Genomic DNA, 24552 nt, shown 5'->3' with positions numbered 1-24552 from the left:
CGATCGGTGCTTGACCTTCGACCTGGGTCGAAGGTCTACCGTCGGCGGTGTGAGCACGATGCGGATTTCCCAGCTCGCCGAGCGCTCTGGCGTGCCGGCGACCACCCTGCGTTTTTACGAGGGCACGGGACCGCTGCCGGCGGGCCGGACCCCGGACGGCTCCCGGGTGTACGGCGAGGACGTGGTCGAGCGGCTGGCGTTCATCGGCGCGGCCAAGCACCTCGGGCTGCCGTTGGAGGAGATCGGTGAGCTGCTCGGAGTGTGGGAGGCCGGTGCTTGCCGGGACGTGAAGGCGGACCTGCGGCCGCGGATCGCCGCCCGTCTGGCCAAGGCCGAGTCCCGGGCCGCCGAGCTGGCCGCGTTCGCCCCCTCCCTGCGCACGGCCCTGGAGCACCTGGACGCGGTGCCCGACGGCCTGCGGCTGACCCTGCCCGTCGACCGGACGGCGCGGGTGGCGGAACTGGCGGCGGCCGAGCAGCGGTGCTGCCCCTTCTTCGACTTCCGGCTCCATCTCAACGGCCCCCACCTGTACCTGGAAGTCCGCGCGCCGGCCGACGGCGCCGCTCTGCTCGCCGGCCTGTTCGCCTCCGCCGCCTGACCGCCCCCTCTTCCCCCTTCCCTGCTCCGGAGAGTTCCTGCCGCGCTCGTCGCGCGCTCCATCGCCCTCGGCCGGCCTCGCCGCGTACGGCAGGATCTTCGTCGCCGGGTCGATCGCTGGGGCGTGGTCGCCGACGGCTACCGCCCCGACCGCTACGACGTCATCGGCGCCCTGATCTGCCTCGCCGGCATGGCCGTGATCATGTACGCACCCCGCAGCCACTGAACCCGCCGTAGCGGGCTCAGGTTCACGAGCAGCAGGTGCAGCCCGGCTCACAGTCGCACGCGTCCGACTCGGCCGCGGCGGCTCCGGCAGTGGCCGGCGCGTGGGCCGTCGGTGCGCAGCAGCCTTTGCCCTGCCAGGCGTCGCGGCCTTCCTTGACCGCGATGGCGGCAATGACCAGGGCGGCGATCGGGTCGGCCCAGGACCAGCCGAGGGTGGCGTTGAGGACCAGGCCCACCAGGAGGACGGCGGAGAGGTACGTGCACAACAGGGTCTGCTTGGAGTCGGCGACGGCGGAGGCGGAGCCGAGTTCGCGGCCGGCGCGGCGCTGTGCGGCGGAGAGGAACGGCATGATCGCCAGGGACAGGGCGGCGATGACGATGCCAGGGATCGAGCGGTCGGCCTCGCCGGTGTCGACCAAGGCTCGGACGGCGTCGAAGGTGACGTAGGCGGCGAGGGCGAAGAAGGACACGGCGATGATCCGCAGGGTGGTCTTCTCCCGGGCGTCACGCACGGCGTGGTCGCGGGCGGAGAACTGCCAGGCGACTGCGGCGGCGGAGGACACCTCGATCACGGAGTCCAGCCCGAACCCCATCAGTGCCGTCGAGGAGGCGATCGTGCCCGCGGTGATCGCGACGATCGCCTCGATGGCGTTGTAGGTGATGGTCGCGGCGACCAGGAGCCGTATGCGGCGGGCGAGCGCGTCGCGTCGGGCCGGGGACGGCCCGAGGGATATCGCGGACATCAGCAGCAGTCCTTCGTGGCGGCGTCCGGGCAGGTCTTGTCGGTCTCGACCGCGACCACGGCGGCGAGCAGGTGGTCAAGGGCGTGGCCGAGGCGTTCGTCGGCGAGCTCGTAGCGCGTGCGGCGGCCGTCGGGCACGGTGACCACGAGGCCGCAGTCACGCAGGCAGGCCAGATGGTTGGACAGCCGGGTCCGGGAGATGTCGAGGGTGTCGGCGAGGTCGGAGGGGTAGGCCGGCGCCTGGCGCAGGGCGAGCAGGATGCGGCAGCGGATCGGGTCGGCAAGCGCTCGGCCGAAGCGGGCCAGCACGTCGATGTCGGAGGCAACAGTCAGCACAGGAGGACAGTACATCCAATCGTGAATCCACGACATGCTGAATCATTGACCGCTCGTCACTTCCCACCGGGAAGCCACCGAACTCGGGCAGGCGAGTCGGTTCGCGCGGAGAGTGAGCGGCACTGGCGAGACGTGAGCGCCGCGGCGCCAGCACCCATGGCCCCTGCTCGCCGGCCGTGCGGAAATGCCGCACCCGTGAGACTCGACCACGTGCCATCGACCTGAGACAGCGGAAGACGCGCAGGCCAGAAGGAAGGGCCTCCGAACGGACACTTGCGCGAGTTTGGCCGGATTCACTCCACCCACGAAAACAGAGAGTAGCCAGACTGCTACGTTCCGACCATGGCAGACTTCAATGCAATCGCCCAAGCCTTCGTGGGCCACTACTTCCGGACCTTCGACAACTACGACGCGCGGGACAGCCTCGCGAGTCTCTACCGGCCGGAGTCGATGCTCAGCTGGGAGGGCTTCCAGATCCAGGGGGCGGAGAGCATTGTCCAGCAGCTCAAGAAGCCCGAGCTAAAGGTCGTCAAGACCCAGATCACCTCGATCGACGCGCAGCCCGGGTTGAACAACGGCGTCGCGGTCCTCGTCACCGGCACCCTCGTCATCGACAACCAGTTCGACAAGCCGATGAACTTCACCCGGACGTTCACCCTGGCGCCGATCCCCGGCCAGCCTGGCGGCTTCTTCGTCTACAACGACATCTTCCGTCTCATCCTCGGGTAGCACCGGCCCCGGCCGTCCCGCGCGGCGAGCAGCGGGCACCCAGTTCCGCTCTCCGCGCCGCGTGGGACGGCCGCCGCACAGCGAGGGACCAGCATGCTGGAACTGCGCGACCTGACAGAACAGGACGCCCACGCCGTCCGTCGCATCTACACCGGCCGCGCGGTCGCCGACATGTGGTTCGGCCAGATGACCAGCGCCCAGGCCCACGACTACGTGTGCGAATCCATGGCCAGCAACTACGCAAGCCCGCGCACCCTGCACGTGCTCGGCATCGATCTGGACGGCGACCTGATCGGTGTGGTCCGACTCCGCACCACCGGCAGCATCGGCCACCTCGCCTACATCCTGCGCGAGAACACCTGGGGCTACGGCTATGCCACCGCTGCAGTACGGCTCCTGCTGGGCGGCACCACGGTCCCGTTGGTCACCGCCGAACACCGCGTCGGCAACCCTGCCTCGGGCCGCGTGCTCGCGAAGGCCGGCTTCGTCCAGATCGACGCGACCGCCGATCTGGTGCGCTACGAGATCGCCACCTCGAACCAGACTTCCGCCACGGAACGGCAGAACCGGCAGCGATCTCAGGAATCGAGGGTGATGGGGCCGTCCAGGATCCGGTCCTCAACGTAGCCGGTCATCAGAATGCCGAGCTCCCGGGGGAAGACGATCGCTGGATCGATGTCTGCGTGGGGACAACCAGAGCCCGAGCGCCCACCTGGAGCTGTCGTTCGTCACAGTCCGCGGATCAGTGCGTCGAGTCGCCGCCACGCCGGGGACGATGCGTTGATCGTGCGCTGGACGAGGGCGGGGATGTCGGAGTCCTCGTCCAGGTGGGGCGGTTCCTCGGAGCCGTAGCGCTTCCGGGTCGCTTCGACGATGCGTCGGGCGAGGTCGTCGATGCGGGGATCGCCGGGGTCCAGATCGTGCGCGTGGTCGTAGTCGAGGAAGAGCTGCCGCAGCGCCGGATCGGCCAGGGACGCGGCCTGGTCGTGGAACAGGGTGATCGCGTGGTCCGGGTACGTGGCGAAGACGAGGATCCACAGGTCACGCTGCAGTTCCACCCAGCGCGGGGTGAATCCCCAGTCGGCCAGGTGCTCCAGGTGAGCGGCGACCTCGGCCGGCACCGGTGCCAGCCGGCCGGCGGAGAGCCTGCGCAGGCGCCCCTGGGTCACACGCAGGCCCCGGATGCGAGCAGTGAGTTCGTCGTCGATCTCCCTCAGTGCCTGTTGGAGCTCTTCCTCCGTCGCTGACCTCAGGTCTCGGATGCGGGTCAAGGGGACCCCCGCCTCGGCGAGCGTCCGGATCTTGATGAGGTCGATGACGTCACTCGCGCCGTATCGCCGGTAGCCGGACGCGTCACGGTCGGGCTCGGGAAGCAGTCCCTTGTCGTGGTAGACGCGGATGGTCTTGATCGACACTCCGACGTAGCCGGCCAGCTGCCCGATGGTGATCACCCGGCCATCGTCCCACTTGACCTTTCCCCAGGGGCAAGGTCGCACCATGGCGTCATGGAGAACACGAACATCGATCGCGAGACCCTGCGCGAGCTGGCCGACGAGGGCAACGAGACCGCCCTGGATCGGCTGGCCGACCTGGCCGACAAGGCCGGCGATCTTGAGGAGCTGAGCGAACTGCTGGACGAGGGGGCCATGCACGCGGGGTTCCTGCTCACCCGACGGGCGGTAGCCGCCCGGGATCTGCGGGAGCTGCAGCGGATCTCCGATGCCGGGTACGACGAGGCCGGGAGCGAGCTGGAGCGGCTGCTGAAGGATTCGGCCGACGAGCACCGGGACTGACCTCGGTGCACCGGTGCCAGGCGGTCGCCAGGCACGGGAAGTACGGCGGGGAGCCGTCGGCCATCCTCATCAGCGAGGACCGCCTGGCGATCTCCGCGTACGCGAGGCCGTCGGCCAACCCCCATGCGATCTGCTGACGTTCGGGCTGGGTGAGTCCGCCTCTCGGCATCGCGGTCTTCTTCGCCCTCCGTGGCGCCGTCATAGCGTTCGCCTTCATTCCATTGCAACGCAACACGGGGAGGGCGTTGCGTTAGATTCAGAACCGTTGCAATGAAATCTCGCAACTGACCTGCAAGGATGGCAATTTCTCGCAACCAAGACCTTGCTGGATCATCGAACGCAACGTAGCTTTTCCTTCATCGGAAACAGCGAGGCGAAGAAGCGCCCGCTACAGACGAAGGAGAAGCACCATGCAGAAGTTCGACACCGCCGCCGCGATCGTCACCCTCCTCTCCGTCCCCGCCGGACGCATCCAGTTCATCGCCTCCGACCGCGCCGACACCACCGTCGAGATCCTGCCCGCCGACCCCTCCAAGAGCCGCGACGTGAAGACGGCCGAGCAGACCGAAGTCACCTACACCGACGGTGTCCTGCGGATCGAGGTCCCGAAGACGAGGAACGGGATCCTCGGCAACACCGGATCCATCGAGGTGACGGTCCAGCTGCCCGCCGGCTCCCGCGTCGAGGCCGAGGCCGCCGCCGCCGAACTCCGCGCCGTCGGACGGCTCGGCGACGTGACCTTCGAGGGCGCGTACCGCCAGATCAAGATCGACGAGGCCGCGAGCCTCCGCCTCACCGCGACCGACGGCGACGTCGAGGTCGGCCGCCTGGGCGGCTCCGCGGAGATCAGCACCGCGCGGGGCGACGTCCGCATCGCCGAAGCGGTGAGCGGCACGGTCACCCTGAGCACCCAGAAGGGCGACATCTCGGTCGGCGCCGCCGCCGGCGTCTCCGCCTCCCTGGATGCAGGCACCGCATACGGCCGCATCAACAACGCCCTGACGAACGACGGCACTCCCGGCCTGAGCATCCAGGCCACCGCCGCGTACGGCGACATCACCGCTCGCAGCCTGTAACCCACCCCGCCCGACGCGCAGCCCCTGAAGGAGCACCTCACATGACCACCCAGGCCATCGCAGCGAACGGGCTGCGCAAGTCCTACGGCGACAAGACCGTCCTCGACGGCATCGACCTGACCGTCCCCGAAGGCACGATCTTCGCCCTGCTCGGCCCGAACGGCGCCGGCAAGACGACCGCCGTGAAGATCCTGTCCACGCTCATCACCGCCGACGGCGGGCAGGCCCGAGTGGCCGGCCACGACCTCGACACCAGCCCGCAGGCGGTCCGCGCCGGGATCGGTGTGACGGGTCAGTTCTCCGCCGTCGACGGCCTGATCACGGGCGAGGAGAACATGCTCCTCATGGCGGACCTGAACCACCTGTCCAAGCAGGAGGGGCGGCGGGTCACGGCCGAACTCCTGGAGCGATTCGATCTGACAGAGGCCGCGGCGAAGCCGGCGTCCACGTACTCCGGCGGCATGAAGCGCCGCCTGGACATTGCCATGACCCTGGTCGGCAGCCCCCGGATCATCTTCCTCGACGAGCCGACCACCGGTCTCGACCCGCGCTCCCGCCACAACATGTGGCAGATCATCCGCGAACTCGTCACCGGCGGGGTCACGATCTTCCTCACCACCCAGTACCTGGAGGAGGCCGACCAGCTCGCCGACCGCATCGCGGTACTGAACAACGGCAAGATCGCCGCCGAAGGCACCGTCGACGAACTCAAGCGCCTCATCCCCGGCGGACACGTACGACTCCGCTTCACGGACCCCGACGCCTACCGCAGCGCCGCCACCACGCTCCACGACGCCGGGCGGGACGACGAAGCCCTGTCGCTGCAGATCGCCAGCGACGGCAGCCAGCGCGAACTGCGCACCATCCTCGACCGGTTGGACACGGCCGGCATCGAGGCCGACGAACTCACCGTCCACACCCCCGACCTCGACGACGTCTTCTTCGCCCTCACCGCCACCGCCACCGTCCCCACGCAGTCCGAGGAGTCCGTCCGATGAGCGCCCTGTCCCTCGCCGCCCGCGACACGTCCACGATGCTGCGCCGCAACCTCCTCCACGCCCGGCGCTATCCCTCCCTCACCCTGAACCTCCTGCTCACGCCGATCATGCTGCTGCTCCTGTTCGTCTACATCTTCGGCGACACGATGAGCGCGGGCATCGGCGGCGGCGACCGCTCCGACTACATCGCCTACCTGGTCCCCGGCCTGCTGCTGATGACGATCGGCTCGACCACGATCGGCACGGCGGTCTCCGTCTCCACCGACATGTCCGAGGGCATCATCGCCCGCTTCCGCACCATGGCGATCCACCGCGGCTCCGTCATCACCGGCCACGTCATCGGCAGCGTGATCCAATCCGTCGTCAGCGTCGTCCTCGTCGGCGCGGTCGGCGTCGCGATCGGATTCCGCTCCACCGACGCCACCGTCCTGGAGTGGCTGGCCGCCTTCGGACTCCTCGTCCTCTTCGCCACCGCCCTCACCTGGATCGCCGTCGGCATGGGCCTGATCAGCCCGAACGCAGAGGCGGCCAGCAACAACGCGATGCCGCTGATCTTCCTCCCGCTGATCTCCAGCACGTTCGTCCCCGTCGACCAGATGCCCGGCTGGTTCCAGCCCATCGCCCAGTACCAGCCCTTCACCCCGGCCATCGAAACCCTCCGCGGCCTGCTCCTGGGCACCGAGATCGGCTACAACGGCTGGCTCGCCGTGGCCTGGTGCCTCGGCCTCGCCACCCTCGGCTACTTCTGGTCCAAGGCGGTGTTCAACCGCGACCCCGAGTAGGAGCCGTGAACACGCGGGCCATCACCCGCAACGCGTCCCACCCGAGGGCGGCGTACCCCCGACACCACGTCGGCGTACGCCGCCCCGTCCGCGTCCTCGTCCCCCCGGCGGTCCAGCGGCATCAGGTGGTCGCGCCGGCCGCCAGGTCCGGAACGGACGGCGGGGCCCCGTCGGCCATCCGCAGGCACGTGGCGGCCCATCATCGCCGCGGCGAACGCCGGCGCAGCGAGGGCGGAGACGCTGCGGCTGCGGGTGAGCGCGCCATCGTACGAGGCGCGCATGGTCGCCGACACGGTGGCGGCGAAGTCGTCGTCGGCGCGGGCCCGGGCGATCGTGGAGCATCTTCCAGCTGCCGTCCGGCGCCCAGAAACGGCGTGGCCGACACGCCCGCACATGGCTACTCTGGCGCTCCTGGGAGCCGGAGGAGACACAGGACTGTGAAGCACAAGACACCCCAGGAGAAGAAGCGGCTGAGCTACGTCAGAGATCATCGGAACAACTACGGCGAGAACGACAAGAGCTCACGCAAGAACATCCGTCGAAACAAGCGGTTCCCCAACAGTGCCAACCGGCGTCACGCACAGACCGCGCTGACGGCACTCCTGGGCTCACCCCACGAAGTACGCGCCGACGCTGTCGAGGAGCGCATGAACGGCCGGCGTCCGAAGCGCTGGCAGAAGTTCCCCGACGCGCCGCTGGGTGCCATCGTCGACGGCACCCTCCAGCACCGCGCGAGGATGGGCACCGCCGAGGCCGAAAGTGCTGCTGCCCGCCTGCGCAGCGTCCGCAGTCGATTCGACTGGATGGCCCCCTCCGGCAACCCGCTTCTGCCGCCCTTCGCGGTGCGCGCAGTCCGATCATCGCTCGCGGAAGGCCGGATCGGTCGGTGACGAGGTGGATCTTCGATCCGTCCTTGCCACGATCGATCGAATCCGGTCCGGTCAGCATCTCAGCCCCCTTTGAGAGCCCGGACACTCACCGAGTCGATGACGAAACGCGACCACTCCAAGTTTCCCTGCGCGCCGAGCCAATCCAGGATGACCCGGTATCGATCACCCGCTCCCCGACCGTCTGCCGTCTCAGACCGCGCAGGGCAGCGAGACGACCATGGTCAGGCCGCCGCCCGGGGTGTCCTCCGGGGTCAGCGTGCCGGACATCGCCTCGGTGAGGCCGCGGGCGAGGGCCAGGCCGAGGCCGACGCCCGTGGTGTTGTCCGTGTCGCCCAGACGCTGGAAGGGTTCGAAGACTCGCTCCCGGTCGCTCGGGGGGAGTCCGGGGCCGCGGTCGACGACCCTCAGTTCCACTCGGCCGGCGAGGGAGCTCACGGTGAGGAGGACGGGGTGGGCGGGTGGTGCGTAGCGGCTGGCGTTGCCCACCAGGTTGGCGATCACGCGTTCGAGCAGCGGTGGATCGGCGAAGACCGGCGGAGCCTGCTCGAAGCCGTGCAGGACGGGTCGCGGTGCGCCGGAAGGCAGGGTGTCGAGAGCGGCGGGCAGGACTTCTTCCAGAGCCGTGGGCCGGAGTGAGAGGTTCAGGGCACCTGCCTGGAGGCGGCTCATGTCGAGGAGGTTCTCGATGAGCCGGGCCAGCCGGGCCATGGACTCGTCGGCGGTGGCGAGGAGTTCGTCACGCTCGTCCGGGGTGAACTCCACGTCGGTGCTGCGCAAGGAGGCGACGGCGGCCCAGCCGGCGGCGAGGGGCGTGCGCAGGTCGTGGCTGACGGCCGCGAGAAGGGCCGTGCGCATCCGGTCGGCGGCCCGGACGGGCTCCACCTCGGCGGCGGCCTCGGCGAGCCGGGCGTGTTCGGCGGCCGCGGTGACGTGGGCGGCGAAGGCGGCGAGGACGCGGCGGTCCGATGACGGCAGGGTCCGGCCGCGCAGGACGAGGAAGTGGCCGTCACCGACGGCGACCTGGCTGACGGCGGCTTCGCCCTCATGGGCTGCGGGGAGCTGCGCGGCCGGCACGAGTTCGACGGACTCCGCGCCGAAGATCTCCCGGGTACGGGCGAGCAGAGCGGCCACCGTGTGGTCACCGCGGACCACCGACCCGGCGAGCGAGGAGAGGGTCTCTGCCTCGGCGGTGGCCCGGGCCGCGCGTCGGGACAGGCGGAGGGAGCGGTCGACGGCACCGGCCATGAGGGCGGCGACGAGGACGAACACCGCGAGGGCGAGCATGTTGTCCGCGTCGGCGAAGGTGAAGGCGCCCACGGGTGGGATGAACCAGTAGTTGAGCAGCAGTGACGCGGTGACGGCCGCGACAAGCGCCGAGACGACCCCGCCGAGGCAGGCCACGCCGACCACGGTGGCGAGGAACAGGAGCGCCTCGCTGGTCAGGTTGAACACGCCCCGCGTGTGGTCCAGGAGCAGGGTGAGCAGGGCCGGCAGGACGAGCCCGGCGAGCGGCCCTGCGATACGGCGCGAGACCGGCAGGGTGCGACGGCGGGAGGGCAGCAGCCGGCCGTGCCCCGCCCGTTCGTGGGTGACCGTGTGGACGTCGATGTCGCCGGAGAGTGCGACGGTGGTCTCGCCGATCCCCCGGCCGGTCAGGAAGCGTTCGAGGCGGCCGCGTCGGCTGGTGCCCAGGACCAGCTGCGTGGCGTTCTCGGCCCGGGCGAACTCGACCAAGGCCGTGGGGATGTCGTCCCCGACGACGGTGTGGAAGGTGCCGCCGAGGCTCTCGGCGAGCTGCCGCTGGCGGGCGAGGGCCGCGGACGAGGTGCCCGCCGCGAGGCCGTCGCTGCGGACGACGTGGACGGCTAGCAGCCGGCCCTGTGCCGTCCGGGCGGCGATGCGGCTCGCGCGTCGGATCAGCGTGTCGCCCTCGGGTCCGCCGGTGAGAGCGACGACGATCCGCTCGCGTATGTCCCACACCCCGCCGATGCCGCGCTCGGAGCGGTACTTCCGCAGGGCCTCGTCGACGCGGTCGGCCACCCACAGGAGGGCCAGTTCCCGCAGCGCGATGAGGTTGCCCGTACGGAAGTAGCTGGCGAGGGCCGCATCGACGTCTTCGGGCGGGTGGATGTTGCCGTGGGCCATCCGGCGCCGCAGCTCCTGCGGGTCCATGTCCACGAGCTCGATCTGGTCGGCACGGCGGACGACCGCGTCGGGCACGGTCTCGTCCTGCGGCACCCCGGTGATCTTCTCGACGACGTCGCTGAGCGACTCCAGGTGCTGGACGTTGACCGTGGTGACGACGTCGATGCCGGCGGCGAGCAGGTCCTCGACGTCCTGCCAGCGGTGGGCGTTGCGGTGGCCCGGCGGGTTGGCCCGGGCGAGGTCGTCGACGAGGAGCAGGGCAGGTCTGCGTCGCAGAGCCCGGTCGAGGTCGAGGTCGAGTTCGGGGTGGACACGGCCGTCAAGGACGGCGCGGGACGGCACCAAGGTCCCCAGGCCGGCGAGCATGGCCTCGGTGTGGGGGCGACGGTGGCAGTCGGCGATGCCGACGACGACGTCGGCGCCGCGCGTGGCTCTACGTCTGCCCTCGTCCAGCATGCGGTAGGTCTTCCCGACACCGGTGGCGGCACCGACGAAGACCTTGAGCCGCCCCGGACGGGTATCAGGGGCAGTGGGCTCCGACGGTGCAGGAAGGTTCAGAACTTCTCCGGGCGGATCAGTGCGGCCACCAGGTAGCCGACGATGCAGACGGCGACGATCAGTCCGACGATCTTCTCCACACTCATGTGCTCACCACTCCCTGTCGGCGGGTTGTCCCTGTGGGGAGGAAACCCGCTGCGCGGCGTCCGTACGAGCACCTTGACGGGTCTCTGGCGGGGTGCCGCCCCATGCTGACGCCGTCTTGGCGCGTCCCTTGCGCGGAGCCGCCCGTTCAGCGGAACTCGGCGAGGCGCGTCGTGGGCGTCCATGTCGTTGAGGGCGAGGTCGAGGCCGGCGGCGCTCACGGTGCGCGGGGTGTGATGGCCGGTGACGGCGTCCCAGGTGTCGGAGGCGGCGAGTCCGGCCGTGATCATCGACCCGGCGCAGGCAGCCGTGGTCAGCAGGATCGCCGTACGAAGCAGACGCAGCCGGGCGGGCAACGTGACCCACCGGCGGCGCCGCAGCGCGCGAAGGCGACTCCTCGCACGTCCGGGGGCGTCGCCGGCAGGGCCGACGGACGGGCCGTCCGGTCCGCGACCCCCTCGTTGCCGCGGACCGGGACGGACCACCGGCGGACGGCGTTGACGTGGCCCTGATGCTCCTTCGGTCCGATTTGACGCGGCCTTGACGAGTACGGCCAACAGCCGTCAGGGAGCTGTCAATTCGGGCGTTCCGATGCGGCTTCCGCCTCCTGGTGGGCCTAGCTTTCTTCTCGGTCGCTCACCGGCCGCGGACGTCAGTGGCCTGATCGTCCCGGACCGCGGGGGCGCGGCAGCACACACCCATCCGGCTGCCGCGCCTCCGCTCCCCGAGCGTCGCTGTCCGTCCGCAGCCGTCCTGTGGGTGCCGGGAAACACCTCCGCGCATCCACGGGGCGCGGACGAGGGCGGCCCTGCCGTGCTCTCCCCGGCCGGCGCCGATCGGGCGGGCCGGGCTTCATCAGAAGGTCTTCCGCGATGCATTCCCGCGCGCCCCAGCAGGCGCCCTCCGCTCCGCCCATGTCGCCTCCGCCGTCTGCTCCACCCCGCAACCCGAACCCCGGGCCGAAGCGGCGGCGCTCCGCACAGAGCAGTGGCCTGCTCGATCCCGTACAGCTGGTGAAGTGCTTCCCGGAGGCCGTACGCAAGCTGCATCCGCGGGCCCTGGTGCGCAATCCCGTGCTCTTCGTCGTCGGCGTCGGTTCCGTCCTCACGACGCTGTCGGCGCTCTTCGACCCGTCCGTGTTCACCTGGGTGATCAGCGTCTGGCTGTGGCTGACGGTGATCTTCGCCAACCTCGCCGAGGCCGTGGCGGAGGGCCGCGGCAAAGCGCAGGCCGAGTCGCTGCGCAAGGCGCGCACGGACACGGTGGCGCTGCGGCTGAAGCACTGGCGGTACGGCACTGACCTCGACCGGGCCGAGACCGAGGCCGTCGCCGCCACCGACCTGCGGCTCTTCGACTTCGTGCTCGTCGAGGCGGGCGAGCTGATCCCGGCCGACGGCGACGTCGTCGACGGCGTCGCGGCGGTCGACGAGTCCGCCGTCACCGGCGAGTCCGCCCCCGTCATCCGTGAGTCCGGCGGCGACCGGACGGGAGTGACGGGCGGTACGACGGTCCTGTCGGACCGGATCGTCGTACGCGTCACCTCCCGCCCCGGCCACTCCTTCATGGACCGGATGATCGCCCTGGTCGAGGGCGCCTCCCGGCAGAAGACGCCCAACGAGATCGCGCTCAACATCCTCCTCGCCGCCCTCACCGTCGTCTTCGTCCTGGTGGTCGTCGCGATCCAGCCCATGGCCTCGTACGCCGGCGCCGTCCCCTCCACCACCGTGCTCGTCGCCCTGCTCGTGACCCTGATCCCGACGACCATCGGCGCGCTGCTCTCGGCGATCGGCATCGCGGGCATGGACCGGCTCGTGCAGCGCAACGTCCTCGCCATGTCCGGCCGCGCGGTCGAGGCCGCGGGCGACATCAACACCCTCCTCCTCGACAAGACCGGCACCATCACCCTCGGCAACCGGGAGGCCGCCGACTTCGTCCCCTTGCCAGGGATCGACGAGGCGCAGCTCGCCAACGCCGCCCAGCTCGCCTCGCTCGCCGACGAGACACCCGAGGGCCGGTCCGTGGTGGTCCTCGCGAAGGTGCGGTACGGGCTGCGGGCCCCGGCCGAGGGCGAGTTGGCGAACGCCCGGTTCGTGGAGTTCAGCGCACAGACGCGGATGAGCGGCATCGACCTGCGCTGGGACAACGGCGCCGCCTGCCACATCCGCAAGGGCGCGACGGCGCAGGTCATCGCCTGGGTCGAGATGTACGGCGGGAAGGTGCCGGGCGAGGCACGCGCCTGGAGCGACCACATCTCGGGCGCCGGCGGCACCCCGCTCCTGGTGGCCGTCAACGACTGGGACGGCCCACGGGTCCTCGGGATCGTCCACCTCAAGGACGTGGTGAAGGACGGCATCAAGGAACGGTTCGCCGAACTGCGCCGGATGGGCATCCGTACGGTGATGATCACCGGCGACAACCCGCTCACCGCGCGCGCCATCGCCCACGAGGCCGGCGTCGACGACTTCCTCGCCGAGGCCACCCCCGAGGACAAGCTCGCCCTCATCAAGAAGGAGCAGGAGGGCGGCAAGCTCGTCGCGATGACCGGCGACGGGACGAACGACGCGCCAGCACTGGCCCAGGCGGACGTCGGCGTGGCCATGAACACGGGTACGTCGGCCGCGAAGGAGGCCGGCAACATGGTCGACCTCGACTCCAACCCGACCAAGCTCATCGAGATCGTCGAGATCGGCAAGCAACTCCTCATCACCCGAGGTGCCTTGACGACCTTCTCGATCACCAACGACGTCGCGAAGTACTTCGCGATCATCCCGGCCATGTTCACGGGGGCGTACCCGGGACTCGAAGCGCTGAACATCATGGGCCTGCACAGCCCGACCTCGGCGATCACCTCGGCCATCATCTTCAACGCCCTGATCATCGTGGCCCTGATCCCCCTCGCGCTGCGCGGCGTCCGCTACCGGCCCGCCTCGGCGCACGACCTGCTGCGCCGTAATCTCCTGGTGTACGGCCTCGGTGGACTCGTGCTGCCCTTCCTCGGCATCAAGGTCATCGACCTCCTCGTCTCCACCGTCCCCGGCCTCGGGTGAATCCTCATCAGGAGGGCGTCAGGGAACCGTCGTCCACCTTGTCCGAGGCGTCCGGTGCGGGTTCGATGGGAAGCATGAACAGCGCGTGGCTCCTGACCGACCGGCCGCCCCATCGGGCGCCCCGTCGCGAGCCCCGCTGCCCGGAGACGTCCGACCGCCGCTGACGTACCTCCGCATCACCGGGGGCGTCGTGACATCCCTTGTCCGGCGCCCCTTCCTCGTACCCGTACACACCTTTCATCCCTGAGGGACTGACCAGTCATGTCCGTATCCGACCTTTCCTCCCGCACTGTCCTGGTGACCGGTGCCACCTCCGGCATCGGCCACCAGACCGCGCGGCTCCTCGCCGAGCGCCGAGCCACGGTGCTCGTCCACGGCCGCACGGCCGAGGAGGCGCTCGCCGCCACCGACCGGCTCGTCACTCTGTCCGGGGTCGACGCGAACCGACTGTGTGCGTTCGGAGCCGACTTCACGCACCTGGAGGAGGTCGAGCACCTCGCGGCCCGGGTCCTCGCCGAGCACCCGCGCCTCGACGTCCTCGTCAACAACGCGGGCATGGCGGCGCCGGAGCGGCACACCGTCACGGCCGACGGCAACGAGATCGCGTTCCAGGTCAACTTCCTCGCTCACTACCTGCTCACGCACCTCCTGGAGCCGGCACTCACCAGCGACCCCGGTGGCCGGGTCGTCAACGTCTCGTCCTCCCTGCACCGCACCGGCTCCATCCAGTGGAACGACCCCAACCGAGTCCGCCGCTACTCCCGCCTCGCCGCCTACGCCCAGTCGCAGCTCGCTTTGACGGTCTTCGCGGCCGACCCACGGGTCACCGCGGTCTCCGTCCACCCCGGCATCTGCACCACCAGCCTCCTCCCCCTGTACGCCCACGAGGGCGTCGCGCCGGCCGAGGGCGCCGCCCACGTCGTACGGCTCTGCGACCCGGCCGTCGAGATCGTCAACGGCGCCTACTACGACCGCGACCACCGCGTCGCCCCCGCACCCGCCGCCTCCGAGGAACGCACCGTCAAGCGCCTCACCAAGCTCGCCGACCTCCTCGTCGGCCAGAACGCCTGACCGGCCCGACCGGCCTGACCGATCTGAAAGGACAGCTCCTCATGTCGAAGCGCGCGAGGAAGCGGCGGGACCGCCGCAAGAAGAAGGCGAACCACGGCCGCAAGGCCGGACAGCGCTGACCCACGGGGGCGGCCCGCGTGCGGGCCGCCCCCGTTCCCCTTTCCGTACCCGGAGGTTCCGTGATCCCGCACCCGTCCCACCAACCACCCGCCTCCGCCCGCGCGTTCCCGTCCGGTGCTCCGGGCACCGCGGCTCTCGCCGAGCACGTCCTCGCCACCGGCCATGGACAGTGGTGGACCGACCGGGCCGACCGTCCGCGTGTGGTGGCGGTCTCGTGCGGCGATCACGTGCTTCTGGCCGGCGACCCCACCGCTGTCACCCCGGCGGAGCTGGCCCCGCTCTCCGGGCACTACATCGAGACGGCCGACCGCTTCCTGCCCGCCCTCGGCGCCGCCTTCGAGCAGCTCGTTCCGTGGGAGCGGATGCTCTACGTCCACCGGGCCGAGCCCGTCGCACCCCGCGTGCCCCGTGGCGTGACCGTGCGCCGCCTCACCTCCGGGGACGCCCCGGCGCTCTCGGCGCTCGACCCCTCCATGGCCTGGATCCACGGCACCTGGGACAGCCCCGCCGCCCTGGCCGGGTCCGGCGTCGCCTGGGCCGCCTTCCGCCGGGGCCGCGTGATCGCCATCGCCTGCACGCGCTTCCTCGGCAGCCGCTACGAAGACGTCGCCTGCGCCACCGCGCCCGACGAACGCCGTCAGCACCTCGCCCTGGCCTGCGTCGCCGGACTGACCGGCGACATCGCGGCACGCGGCCACCGCGCAAGCTGGTGCTGCTCCCGCGACAACCGCCCGAGCCGACTCCTCGCCTGGACCGCCGGCTTCCGCCTGACCCACGAATACGTCCACCACGTCGCCGGACCCGTCAGCCCCGCGTCAAAGTTGACCGAGGCGGCATAGGTACCCCGTCAAGACGGACCGGCACGGGCCGGTCCGGGTTCTAGCGTCCGTTCCATGGAGCCAAGATTCGTCCCGCAGCCAGAGCAGCCCGGTGACCGCACCGTCCACGACAGCGAGTGGGCCGGCGAGGCCCGGGCCGCCGTCGGCTGCGCGGGCCTCCTGCTGACCCTGTCGCTGAGCGTGGACGCCGGGGACGACGGACTGACTCTGTCGAGCGCCCTGATGTGGATCGCCCTGGCCGTCGTGCTGTTCGTGATCCTGCTGCCCGCCAGGGTCGTCGCGTCACCGGGCCGGCTGACCGTTCAGAGCCTGTGGAGCCGGAGGACCACGTGCACCGACCGGCTCGCGGCCGTCCGCTGGCCGGACGGAATCGAACAGCGTCTCGTGCTCACCGACGCCGACGGCGGCCGGGCCCAGATCGAACTGCGCGTCCTCCTCGCCAACCCAGCCCTCTGGCTCCTGCTGGAGGCAGACGCACGGACCTCCTACGAGAACGGCACCTTCCGGGAAGGCGTCCGGGACCTCGACCGGCTCGCCCGCCGTGTCGACAGGGACACGACCCACTCGGTCTTCACGATCTCGGGCCTGCACTGACCCTGTCGTCGTCCAGAGCGGCGGCGGTACGGAGCCGGGTTCGGGAGTCAGAAGGAAGCGGCCCTGGTACCGCCCGTGGACGATGGCGCGCAGTTCGGTCTAGCCCTCCGGCCAGCCCTGCCGCTCCAAGTCCCAGATCCAGCAGTCCACCTTCACCGTCCCGTCCGGGTCGAGCCGCGGCGGACGCCCGATGAGCGTGCCGTACTCGAAACGGCACGCCCTCAGCTCCAGCACGTCGATGAGTTCGTGCCGCACTCGTTGGACGACGTCGTCGGAGGAGGACGTGCCGGAACGGGCCAGGCGGGTCGTGCCGTGCAGCCGCTCCAGATGCGTGGCGTCCGTGACCGCGACCCGCTTCATCGTCCGGGCGCGCGCGGCAAGTTGGGAGACGATCAGGCCGACGACCAGGAGCAAGACGGCCGTCTCGATGTCCGCCCGGTCCTCGATGTGGAAGCTCTGCCGTCGGTGTCGCGCGGGCTCCCCGGACCCGTAACGCACTCCTCACGGACAGCGGGTGGAAGGACCGGTGGGGCTCGGTCAGGGCGTGCCCTCCGCCAGCTGACGGGCGTCGAACCGCAGCCACCGGCTGAGCCGGCGGTGCGCGGAGACGAGGTCGCCCAGCAGGGGCGAGGGCGGTACGGCGAGGACCGGGCAGGCGGCATGGGCGACGCAGTACCGGACGACCGACGGGAACATCAGCCGCCGCAGACCATGCCGCTCATCGCTCCATCACCCCTCGGCGTACACACATGCGGACTCTGTGCTCCCTGCATACGCCCGAGGGCAGAGGCAGGCCATAGAGTCCGTGTGCGCCTGACACATCTCTGACGCCGAGGGCCCAGCGCCCCATGGGCGGCACCCTGGCAGCGTCGATGGGGACGCGGGGGCAGCAAGGCCTCTGGCACGCCTCTCCTCCCCCTCCGCCCCCACCGACACGGCCGACCCGAGCCCACGGCCTCCGCCCTCCCGTCCAACGAGGCAACCCAGCCCTTCGACAAGGGCACCTGCCTCAACGGGGAGTTACCGGACTCGACGACCCCCGCGCGTCGACGGTGCGGCGGCGGATCCCCTGCACAGTGTCCGACGCGTTCTGCCGGGTGATCGAGAGGGTCCCGGATCCCGATGGCCTCGGGATCCGGGACCGCTGTAGCGACAACCCCAAGACCGAGTACGCGTTGCGCCTACCGCTTCACCCTCAACGGCAGTGTCACCGCCCCGTGCGTCGGCTGACCCGTCGGCATCGGCTCGTACGCCTGCCGACTACGCCCCCGCCTTCGGCCGGTAGGTACACACGTGCACTCCGGTGCCGCTGACGACCGTGGAGACCAGTTCGAACGTGCGGAGGTGACCGTCGGCCGGGTAGATCGTCTTACCGCCGCCGAGAAGCACCGGCATGATCATGAGCCGGAGCTCGTCGACCAGTCCCTCGGCCAGCAGGGTTCGGGTGAGGGACGCGCTCCCCATGACCACCAGGTCGCGGCCTTCGGACTCACGCAGCTTCTTGATCTGGTCCAGTGCCTGGTCGCCGGGGATGCGCGTGGTGTTGTTCCACGTCAGCTCGTCCTCGCCGAGGGTGCTGGACACGACGTACTTGGTGACGCTGTTCATGTGGTCGGCGAACGGGTCGCCGGCCCGGCCGGGCCACGCCGCGGCCATGGTCTGCCAGGTGCGGCGGCCGAACAGCAGGGCGTCGGTGGTGGCCTGCCATTCAGACAGGGCGCCGCCCATCACCTCCGGGTCGAAGAACGGGTGGGTCCAGCCGCCCTGGGCGAAACCGCCGTCGGTGTCCTCGTCCGGGTGCCCGGGGGCCTGAACTACGCCGTCCAAGCTGATGAATTCACCAATTGCAATGCGCATGCGGATCTCTCTCTTCCTGATCTGTTGAGTTCAGATGGGATGGGTAGCGGCGGTGTCGACGGCCTGGAGGCTCATGTCGGGCTCCTGCCGCTGGAATCCCGGTCGTTCGCGACAAAAGAAAAGCTATGTTGCGTTCAGCTGTCCAGCAACCGATTGAAGACCCAGTCCCCGCATCTATGCAGGTCAGTTGAGAGACATCATTGCAATGGATCTGTCGCTAAACGCAAGGGACGCCGTCGATTCATTGCAATGACCTGAGCATGAACGCTCAGTGGTGGCCGGTGTGGACTGCTTAGCCTCCGGCTAGCGACGGGCCAGCCGGACGGTCACCGCGGTGAGTGCGGCGAGGCCGAGCGCCGCACCCGCGGTGAAGGACAGGACGGAGGCCGCGGACCCGGCGAATCCGGCGAGGACGCCCACGGGGACGATGCGGCAGGCGATCGCCCAGCCACGCTGCCGCCGGTCGGCGAAGTGACGGGCCAGCACGAGGAACCCGGCACACAGGGCGAGGTAGCCGGCCATGCCGGCGAACATGTGGACCGCGCCGTGAACGCTCAGCGTGGGGGTCGCGGCATCCGGGGTGCCGGCGGGGAAGCCGGCCCCCGGATCGGCGGCGAACACCCCGTTGACCAGGAACGAAGCGCCGAACACACCGACCAGCCAGGGCGCCGCGCGATGGCCGGGACCGTCGACCAGCGTGCGCCGCAGCCCGACCGCGCCGGCGATCATGAGGGCGCCGGCGACGAAGAAGCTGGTCATCTGGATCCAGCCCAAGTCGCCGAGGCTGAGCTGGCTGATGGCGTTGCGAGTGAAGTCGAATCCCTCACGAGTGAGGCCCTGGATGAGCCCCACGCCCAGGAACAGCGGGCCTGATACGGACGCGCAGGCCAGCAGAACCCGCCCCGCCGGCCGGATGACGGCCGCGGATGCGGCCGCGTTGGGGACGGCGGAGGTGCTGATCGTCTGGGTCATGGCGTACCTTCCTCACTTGCCGCGCCCACCTCGGGGCCGGGATCGCGGCACTGGAACCTCGTTGCCTGTATGACCGTGAGGGCTGACCTGACTCATCGGCCTAGCCGAAGCGATTCCAGATCACATGACGATGCTGGTTCCTCGTCCGTGTCCTCGTCCTCGTCCTCGTCCGCGTCCGCGTGCCGGGCTCAGGCGAACAGTTCGGCAAGCATCTCGGGGCTGATGGCGATCGGGGCGGGGCGGTGGGCGGGCGGCTGCGTGCCCATCAGCTCGCGCACCAGGAAGTCCCAGCAGCGTGTGCGGACGTAGGCGAGGTGGTCGATGAACGTGTGCTCGGCGCCGGGGACGATGAGCAGTTCGAAGTCCTTGCCCGCGGCGATCAGGCGGTCGGCCAGGCGCAGGGTGTGGTCCGGGTGGACCTGGTCGTCCATCTCGCCGTGGATCAGGAGCAGTTTGCCCGCAAGGCGGTCGGCGAGGTCCACGTTGGAGGTACGGGCCCAGGCCTCGGGGTTGTCCGCGCCGTCGTAGGTCTCGATGAAGCCGGCGTTGAAGTGCCGGGCCTCGTGCGAGCCGGCGAGTGCGGCTCCGGCCTTGTACGTCTCGGGGAAGTCGAGCATCGCGCGGGCCGCGGCGAAGCCGCCGCCGGAGTGGCCGAACACGCCCACGCGGTCCAGGTCCATCCACGGCCGGGTCTCGGCCAACTGCCGCAGCGCCGCGACGTGGTCGTCCAGGCCGCCCGCGTCGGCCATCCGCCCGTACGAGGCGTCGTGGAAGGCCTTGTCCCGACCCGGGGTGCCGCGACCGTCCAGTGCCACCACCACGAAGCCCAGCGCCGCCAGGGGTTCGGCGTCGAGGCCCATCCCGCCGGGGTCGAAGCAGGGAGCGACCCGGTCGACCTGCGGGCCGGGGTAGACGTTGTCCACCACCGGGTATTGGTGGGCGGGGTCGAACCCGTGCGGGTGGTACAGCACGCCGTAGATGTCCGTCACCCCGTCGGCCGCCTTGACGCGGAACCGTTCCGGCGCCGTCCAGCCGGTGGCGGTGAGCTTGCCGATGTCGGCGCGCTCCAGTTCCACCAGCACCCGGCCGGTCCAGTCGCGGACCGTCGTCACCGGCGGGGTGTCGACGGTGGACGCGGAGTCGATGAAGTACTGCTGGTGGTCGGGGAGGGTGACGGTGTGGTCCAGGTCGTCGTCCGTGAGCCTGGCGAAGCCGGAGCCGTCCAGGGCGACGCGGCAGACCGTGCGTCGGTACGGGTCCTCGTCGACCAGCCCGGAGGCGGTGAAGTACACCACGCGCTCCGCCTCGTCGACGCGCAGGATCTGCCGCACCGCCCACTGCCCGGAAGTGACCTGTCCGAGCAGCGCGCCGGTACGCAGGTCGTACCGGTACAGGTGGCCCCAGCCGTCCCGCTGGGAGTACCAGAGGACCTCGTCGGCGAGCACCCGCACGATCGGCGGCTCGTACCCGAACTGGTTGGGCTCCACGCGGGTGGGTCCGGTCTCGCTCAGCACCGGGGTGACCTCGCCCGTGGCCGGGTCCAGCCGGTACAAGGTCAGCGTGCGCAGGTCGCGGGGCCGGCCGAGGTAGTACACCGCCGAGCCGTCCTCCGCCCACCAGGCCCACTTGGTCGTGATCGGCGACAGCTGAGGCATGAGCAGCGGCTCGGCCTGCGCGCGGACCACCGTGCCTGACTGCACGTCAAGAACGACCAGCTCGGCGAGAGGGAGATGCTCGTCGCCGGGATGGGCGTACCGCTGGGTGTGCAGCACCGGGGCCCCGCCGTCGGCAGGCCTGGCCTCCACCAGGTGGGTCTGCCGGACATCTCGCTCGTCGGTGCGGTGTGCCAGTACCTTCGTCGAGTCGGGCGACCAGGCCACGGCGGGCGGCAGGTACGGCAGGCCGATCTTGCGCAGCAGTGTGCCGTTCGCCGTGCAGTCCGGGCCCGTGCCGTACTGATGGCCGGGCGCACCACCGGTGGTCAGCGCCCACTCGCGGCCGTCGGACAGCGAGCGCGCCCACAGGTCGTGGCCCCGCCGGGACACCGCGGTCTTCTTGTCGGGCGACGGCACTTCGAGGGGGTTGCCCGGCGGCGTGAACTCGGCGCGCTCGCAGGTGTAGTCGTCCAGGTGGCAGCGCCAGTACTCGCCGAACGCGTCGAACTCGACGGTGTTCCCGGCCAGTTCTATCGCCGTGGTCGGCAAGAATTCGGGGTCGACCGGTTGCCCGGAGGCGGCGGCAAGGGCGGCGGCGAGCCGGGCATGGTCGAAGGCCGGTTCGCGGGTGCCGGCCGTCGGGTCGACCAGCACGAACCGCTTGCCGGCGCCGTTGCTCACCGCGTACCAGAACCGGGCGCCTCCGTCGATCCACTGCGGCCTGACCTTGTCACCGACGACGAACTCGCCAGGGCGGGCGGGCCGGCCGAGGAGCTGCTCGGCGGCCTGGTAGTGCTGAGTGGTGCTCATTCTCTCTGTCCTTCTTCGGTGTCGGTTCTGGGCACGGTGATGCCACGGTGGCGTCATCACGGCAGGGGTGATGTGGCCTGGGAGGGCTGGTGCGAGGGCACTGGCCGTCTCGCGAGCCAGGCTGAGGGAAGGTGAGCGCAGTGAGTGCCGCGTCGGCGTCTGGAGTCGGCTTCCCGAGTGCGGTCCTGCGAGGCGGAGCCACGGATTCGTCCCGCAGCTTTACGAGCACGGCGTCGGCATTCGGCGGGGCACCGACAAGGGCCGCTGACTACAAGGGCCCCTTCGGGGCTACGCGGATCAGAGGCTGCGGGCGGTGATGTCGCCGTAGGAGGTGGTCGCGTGGATGTTCAGGCCCGCGCCGTCGCCTTCGGTGTTGTGGAGCGAGTTGTGGATCCGGCCGTACGAGGTGCGGGCGTCCAGGGAGGCGGAGACCCCGCGGGCAGCGCCGACGGAGATCGCGCCGTGCTCGGTGCTCAGGGTGACTGTGCCGGTCACGGCCTCGGCGATGTGGATGTCGCCCTTCTGCGTGCTGATCTGGGCGGGGCCGCCCAGGCGGCCGACCGAGATGTCGCCGGCGAGAAGGGCGAGGTGGGCGCTCGCGGTTTCGTCGAGCTTGACCGTGCCCTGCGCGCCCTCGAAGCCGACGTCGCCGAGCCGTCCGACTCCCTGGAACTCGGCGCTGGCCGTCTTCGCCTCGATGCGGGAGCCGGCGGGCAGCTGGACGGTCACCTCGACGGATCCGGAGTCGCCAAGGATCTGGTTCTTCGCTGCCGGGGCCACGATCCGCAGGACGCCGTCGCCGTATTCGACCTTGGTCTGCTCCGCCGCCTGTACGTCGCGGCCCTTCGAGGCATCCGCGGGCAGGACCTCGACCACGGCATCGGCCCGGTCGGCGGCGATGAACCGGATGCGTCCCGCGGGGATGTCCAGGACGGCGGCGATCGTGCCGGGGGTGTCGAACTTCTGCATGGCGCTCTCCTTGAGCTCGTTGTTTCTGATACAGGAAAAGCTACGTTGCATTCACGACTTCATCAACCAGTCCACTGCCTGAAATCACTATCATTGCAGGCAGGAACCGTAAGATCGTTGCGATGATCTTAGAGGTTAACGCAATGACGGTCATCAGGTCGTTGCAATGGATTGACGGTGAACGCCCGAGCGGCTTCATCCGCCCGCGGCTGCTCCCGTCAGGGCCCTGGCAGCCGCGGGCGGCATCACCAGTCCAAACCCTTCGACTCAACGGTGTTCGGGGGCGCCGGCCGGCGGCACCCATTCGGTGAGCTGGACCACGACGCCATTGGGATCGGTGAGCCGGAACAACCGCTCACCCCAGGGCTCTTGGCGGATCCCGCCGCAGACGACGGCCCCTTCGCTCCGTAACCGTTCGTACTCAGCCGCGACATCCGTGACGGTCAGGATCACGGCCAGGTCGGCCAGCCCCTGGCCCCGCCAGGCCTGCGGCGGCAGCTCGGGGTCGCGCTCGGTGAGGGCGATCTCGGCGGAGGTGTCGTCCCGGCGGAGGCAGACGTACCCCTCCGCCGACTCGACTTCACGAAAGCCCAGATGGGTGGTGAAGAACCGGCAGGAAGCGCTCACGTCCTCCACGGTCAACGACACCTTGGTACTGACAACGTTCATGCACTGAGCATCACGTGTGGACAAGTTGATCATCAACCGTCGATCATGCAACGTCGGTTAAGCCTGGGGTTAATGAACAAGCGGGGGCGTGGGGGCGCGTGGAGCTGCGTGACATCGAGATCTTCTTGGCATTGTCGGAGGAGCTGCACTTCGGCAGGACCGCCGAGCGGCTGCACGTCTCGGCGGCGCGGATCAGTCAGGCGATCAAAAAGCAGGAACGGTCGATCGGGGCCCAACTCTTCGAGCGGACCAGCCGCCAGGTCCAGCTCACACCGGTCGGTCAGCAGCTGCGCGACGACCTGCTCCCGGTCTACCAGGGCCTCAAGGCGAGCGTGGACCGGGCGCGCCTCACCGCCCAGGGCAAGACGGACGTCCTGCGGATCAACCTGTTGGTCTCCAACGCGTACGAACTGCGGCCCTTCTGGGACGCCTTCCGCTCCCGGAACCCGACGTGCGGGGTGCGGCTCCGCTACAACGGCTTCGTCGATCCGTTCGGGCCGCTGCGCAGGGGCGAGGCGGACCTGCTGCTCGCCTGGCTCCCCGTCGAGGAGCCGGATCTCACCGTGGGCCCCGTGCTGTTCGAAGAGCCCCGCGTCGTGGCGATGGCGTCCGACCACCGACTGGCGGACCGGCCGTCGGCGTCCATGGAGGTGTTCGCCGACCACGTCGTGCTCGGCGGGGACTCGCTGCAGCCCGACTACTGGGAGGACGCCTTCATGCCCTTCTACACGCCCAGCGGCCGGACGATCGAACGGGGGGACTTCGGCGCCAGGGATCTGGATGATCTGTACACGGTCATCTCCTCGGGCGACGCCATCCACAGCCTGGCCGCCCAGGTCGCCCGCTTCCACCTCCGCCCCGACATCACGTACCTGCACCTCCACGACGCCCCGATGCTGCGCTGGGGCCTGGTCTGGCTCTCGGACAACGACGACCCGATGGTCCGGTCGTTCGTCGCCGTCGCCCGCGAGCTCGGCACCATGACCTTGTGAGA

Annotated in this window: 26 protein-coding genes and 2 pseudogenes; 15 read left to right on the top strand and 13 right to left on the bottom strand. The window is 70.1% G+C overall.

Going from position 1 to position 24552, the window contains the following annotated elements; translation table 11 throughout:
• Positions 1-58 precede the first annotated feature (58 nt).
• A complete protein-coding gene (locus tag ACFC0G_RS30715; protein WP_376409419.1) occupies positions 59-598 on the top strand; it encodes a MerR family transcriptional regulator in 540 nt (179 codons plus the stop codon).
• Between the two features lie 76 nt (positions 599-674).
• Positions 675-823, top strand: a pseudogene (locus tag ACFC0G_RS30710) (YnfA family protein); the annotation flags it as partial.
• Between the two features lie 22 nt (positions 824-845).
• On the opposite strand, the gene ACFC0G_RS30705 reads toward ACFC0G_RS30710, so the two are convergent.
• Together ACFC0G_RS30705 and ACFC0G_RS30700 are read right to left on the bottom strand one after the other, a co-directional pair.
• Complete coding sequence (locus tag ACFC0G_RS30705) at positions 846-1565, bottom strand: cation transporter (protein WP_376409347.1); 720 nt, start codon at positions 1563-1565, stop codon at positions 846-848.
• Entirely contained in the window at positions 1565-1900 is a 336-nt protein-coding gene (locus ACFC0G_RS30700; RefSeq protein WP_376409344.1) for an ArsR/SmtB family transcription factor, read from the bottom strand. Before ACFC0G_RS30700 ends, ACFC0G_RS30705 begins: the two co-directional genes overlap by 1 nt.
• A gap of 342 nt (positions 1901-2242) precedes the next feature.
• Here ACFC0G_RS30700 and ACFC0G_RS30695 point away from each other — a divergent pair, with 342 nt between their 5' ends.
• Together ACFC0G_RS30695 and ACFC0G_RS30690 are read left to right on the top strand one after the other, a co-directional pair.
• Positions 2243-2629, top strand: a complete 387-nt coding sequence (locus ACFC0G_RS30695; protein ID WP_376409341.1) for a nuclear transport factor 2 family protein — start codon at positions 2243-2245, stop codon at positions 2627-2629.
• Between the two features lie 93 nt (positions 2630-2722).
• Positions 2723-3256, top strand: a complete 534-nt coding sequence (locus tag ACFC0G_RS30690) for a GNAT family N-acetyltransferase (RefSeq protein ID WP_376409338.1) — start codon at positions 2723-2725, stop codon at positions 3254-3256.
• Between the two features lie 101 nt (positions 3257-3357).
• On the opposite strand, the gene ACFC0G_RS30685 is transcribed toward ACFC0G_RS30690, so the two are convergent.
• Positions 3358-4080 (bottom strand): MerR family transcriptional regulator, encoded by a 723-nt coding sequence (locus tag ACFC0G_RS30685; protein WP_376409335.1) that lies wholly within the window; start codon positions 4078-4080, stop codon positions 3358-3360.
• Positions 4081-4134: 54 nt separating this feature from the next.
• Between ACFC0G_RS30685 and ACFC0G_RS30680 the strand changes: the two genes are divergently transcribed.
• The 5 genes from ACFC0G_RS30680 to ACFC0G_RS30660 all read left to right on the top strand — a co-directional run bounded on the left by ACFC0G_RS30680 (position 4135) and on the right by ACFC0G_RS30660 (position 8168).
• Positions 4135-4422, top strand: coding sequence for a hypothetical protein (locus ACFC0G_RS30680; RefSeq protein ID WP_376409332.1), 288 nt, complete (start codon positions 4135-4137; stop codon positions 4420-4422).
• A gap of 410 nt (positions 4423-4832) precedes the next feature.
• The gene (locus ACFC0G_RS30675; RefSeq protein WP_376409329.1) at positions 4833-5498 is read left to right on the top strand and encodes a DUF4097 family beta strand repeat-containing protein; all 666 of its coding nucleotides are present in this window, start codon (positions 4833-4835) and stop codon (positions 5496-5498) included.
• A 41-nt stretch (positions 5499-5539) separates the two neighbouring features.
• Positions 5540-6496 (top strand): ATP-binding cassette domain-containing protein, encoded by a 957-nt coding sequence (locus ACFC0G_RS30670; RefSeq protein ID WP_376409326.1) that lies wholly within the window; start codon positions 5540-5542, stop codon positions 6494-6496.
• The gene (locus ACFC0G_RS30665; protein WP_376409323.1) at positions 6493-7278 is read left to right on the top strand and encodes an ABC transporter permease; all 786 of its coding nucleotides are present in this window, start codon (positions 6493-6495) and stop codon (positions 7276-7278) included. Before ACFC0G_RS30670 ends, ACFC0G_RS30665 begins: the two co-directional genes overlap by 4 nt.
• Positions 7279-7715: 437 nt before the next feature.
• Positions 7716-8168: a hypothetical protein gene (locus ACFC0G_RS30660; RefSeq protein WP_376409320.1), complete on the top strand. Its 453-nt coding sequence runs from the start codon at positions 7716-7718 to the stop codon at positions 8166-8168.
• Here the strand turns inward: ACFC0G_RS30660 and ACFC0G_RS30655 are convergent.
• The 3 genes and pseudogenes from ACFC0G_RS30655 to kdpF all read right to left on the bottom strand — a co-directional run.
• Positions 8146-8314, bottom strand: a pseudogene (locus ACFC0G_RS30655) (IS5/IS1182 family transposase); the annotation flags it as partial. The gene ACFC0G_RS30660 and the pseudogene ACFC0G_RS30655 sit on opposite strands and share 23 nt — an antisense overlap.
• Positions 8315-8357: 43 nt before the next feature.
• The gene (locus ACFC0G_RS30650) at positions 8358-10769 is read right to left on the bottom strand and encodes an ATP-binding protein (protein ID WP_376409317.1); all 2412 of its coding nucleotides are present in this window, start codon (positions 10767-10769) and stop codon (positions 8358-8360) included.
• Positions 10770-10867: 98 nt separating this feature from the next.
• Positions 10868-11311 (bottom strand): K(+)-transporting ATPase subunit F, encoded by a 444-nt coding sequence (gene kdpF / locus ACFC0G_RS30645; RefSeq protein ID WP_376409315.1) that lies wholly within the window; start codon positions 11309-11311, stop codon positions 10868-10870.
• A 516-nt stretch (positions 11312-11827) separates the two neighbouring features.
• Here kdpF and kdpB point away from each other — a divergent pair.
• From kdpB to ACFC0G_RS30620, 5 genes are all read left to right on the top strand, one after another.
• On the top strand, positions 11828-14002 hold the full coding sequence (gene kdpB / locus ACFC0G_RS30640; protein WP_376409312.1) for a potassium-transporting ATPase subunit KdpB: 2175 nt from the start codon (positions 11828-11830) through the stop codon (positions 14000-14002).
• A gap of 261 nt (positions 14003-14263) precedes the next feature.
• Positions 14264-15073: an SDR family NAD(P)-dependent oxidoreductase gene (locus tag ACFC0G_RS30635; RefSeq protein ID WP_376409309.1), complete on the top strand. Its 810-nt coding sequence runs from the start codon at positions 14264-14266 to the stop codon at positions 15071-15073.
• Positions 15074-15114: 41 nt separating this feature from the next.
• Positions 15115-15192: a 50S ribosomal protein bL37 gene (locus ACFC0G_RS30630; protein ID WP_374119830.1), complete on the top strand. Its 78-nt coding sequence runs from the start codon at positions 15115-15117 to the stop codon at positions 15190-15192.
• A 60-nt stretch (positions 15193-15252) separates the two neighbouring features.
• Positions 15253-16032, top strand: coding sequence for a GNAT family N-acetyltransferase (locus ACFC0G_RS30625; protein ID WP_376409306.1), 780 nt, complete (start codon positions 15253-15255; stop codon positions 16030-16032).
• A gap of 54 nt (positions 16033-16086) precedes the next feature.
• The gene (locus ACFC0G_RS30620) at positions 16087-16626 is read left to right on the top strand and encodes a hypothetical protein (RefSeq protein ID WP_376409303.1); all 540 of its coding nucleotides are present in this window, start codon (positions 16087-16089) and stop codon (positions 16624-16626) included.
• Between the two features lie 99 nt (positions 16627-16725).
• On the opposite strand, the gene ACFC0G_RS30615 is transcribed toward ACFC0G_RS30620, so the two are convergent.
• The 7 genes from ACFC0G_RS30615 to ACFC0G_RS30585 form a co-directional block, all read right to left on the bottom strand.
• Positions 16726-17124 (bottom strand): hypothetical protein, encoded by a 399-nt coding sequence (locus ACFC0G_RS30615; protein WP_376409300.1) that lies wholly within the window; start codon positions 17122-17124, stop codon positions 16726-16728.
• 39 nt (positions 17125-17163) lie between these two features.
• Positions 17164-17334: a hypothetical protein gene (locus ACFC0G_RS30610; protein ID WP_376409416.1), complete on the bottom strand. Its 171-nt coding sequence runs from the start codon at positions 17332-17334 to the stop codon at positions 17164-17166.
• A 552-nt stretch (positions 17335-17886) separates the two neighbouring features.
• The gene (locus ACFC0G_RS30605) at positions 17887-18483 is read right to left on the bottom strand and encodes a dihydrofolate reductase family protein (RefSeq protein WP_376409297.1); all 597 of its coding nucleotides are present in this window, start codon (positions 18481-18483) and stop codon (positions 17887-17889) included.
• Between the two features lie 303 nt (positions 18484-18786).
• Complete coding sequence (locus ACFC0G_RS30600) at positions 18787-19455, bottom strand: DUF998 domain-containing protein (RefSeq protein WP_376409294.1); 669 nt, start codon at positions 19453-19455, stop codon at positions 18787-18789.
• A gap of 188 nt (positions 19456-19643) precedes the next feature.
• A complete protein-coding gene (locus ACFC0G_RS30595) occupies positions 19644-21920 on the bottom strand; it encodes a DPP IV N-terminal domain-containing protein (protein WP_376409291.1) in 2277 nt (758 codons plus the stop codon).
• A 297-nt stretch (positions 21921-22217) separates the two neighbouring features.
• The gene (locus ACFC0G_RS30590; protein ID WP_376409288.1) at positions 22218-22889 is read right to left on the bottom strand and encodes a DUF4097 family beta strand repeat-containing protein; all 672 of its coding nucleotides are present in this window, start codon (positions 22887-22889) and stop codon (positions 22218-22220) included.
• 267 nt (positions 22890-23156) lie between these two features.
• Complete coding sequence (locus tag ACFC0G_RS30585) at positions 23157-23558, bottom strand: VOC family protein (protein ID WP_376409285.1); 402 nt, start codon at positions 23556-23558, stop codon at positions 23157-23159.
• Between the two features lie 98 nt (positions 23559-23656).
• Here ACFC0G_RS30585 and ACFC0G_RS30580 point away from each other — a divergent pair, with 98 nt between their 5' ends.
• Complete coding sequence (locus tag ACFC0G_RS30580; RefSeq protein WP_376409282.1) at positions 23657-24550, top strand: LysR family transcriptional regulator; 894 nt, start codon at positions 23657-23659, stop codon at positions 24548-24550.
• Positions 24551-24552 lie beyond the last annotated feature (2 nt).

The organism is Streptomyces sp. NPDC056169 (assembly GCF_042268445.1).
GTDB lineage: Bacteria > Actinomycetota > Actinomycetes > Streptomycetales > Streptomycetaceae > Streptomyces.
The sequence above is the reverse complement of the archived record's forward strand: the minus strand, read 5'-3'. Positions and strand labels throughout refer to the sequence as shown.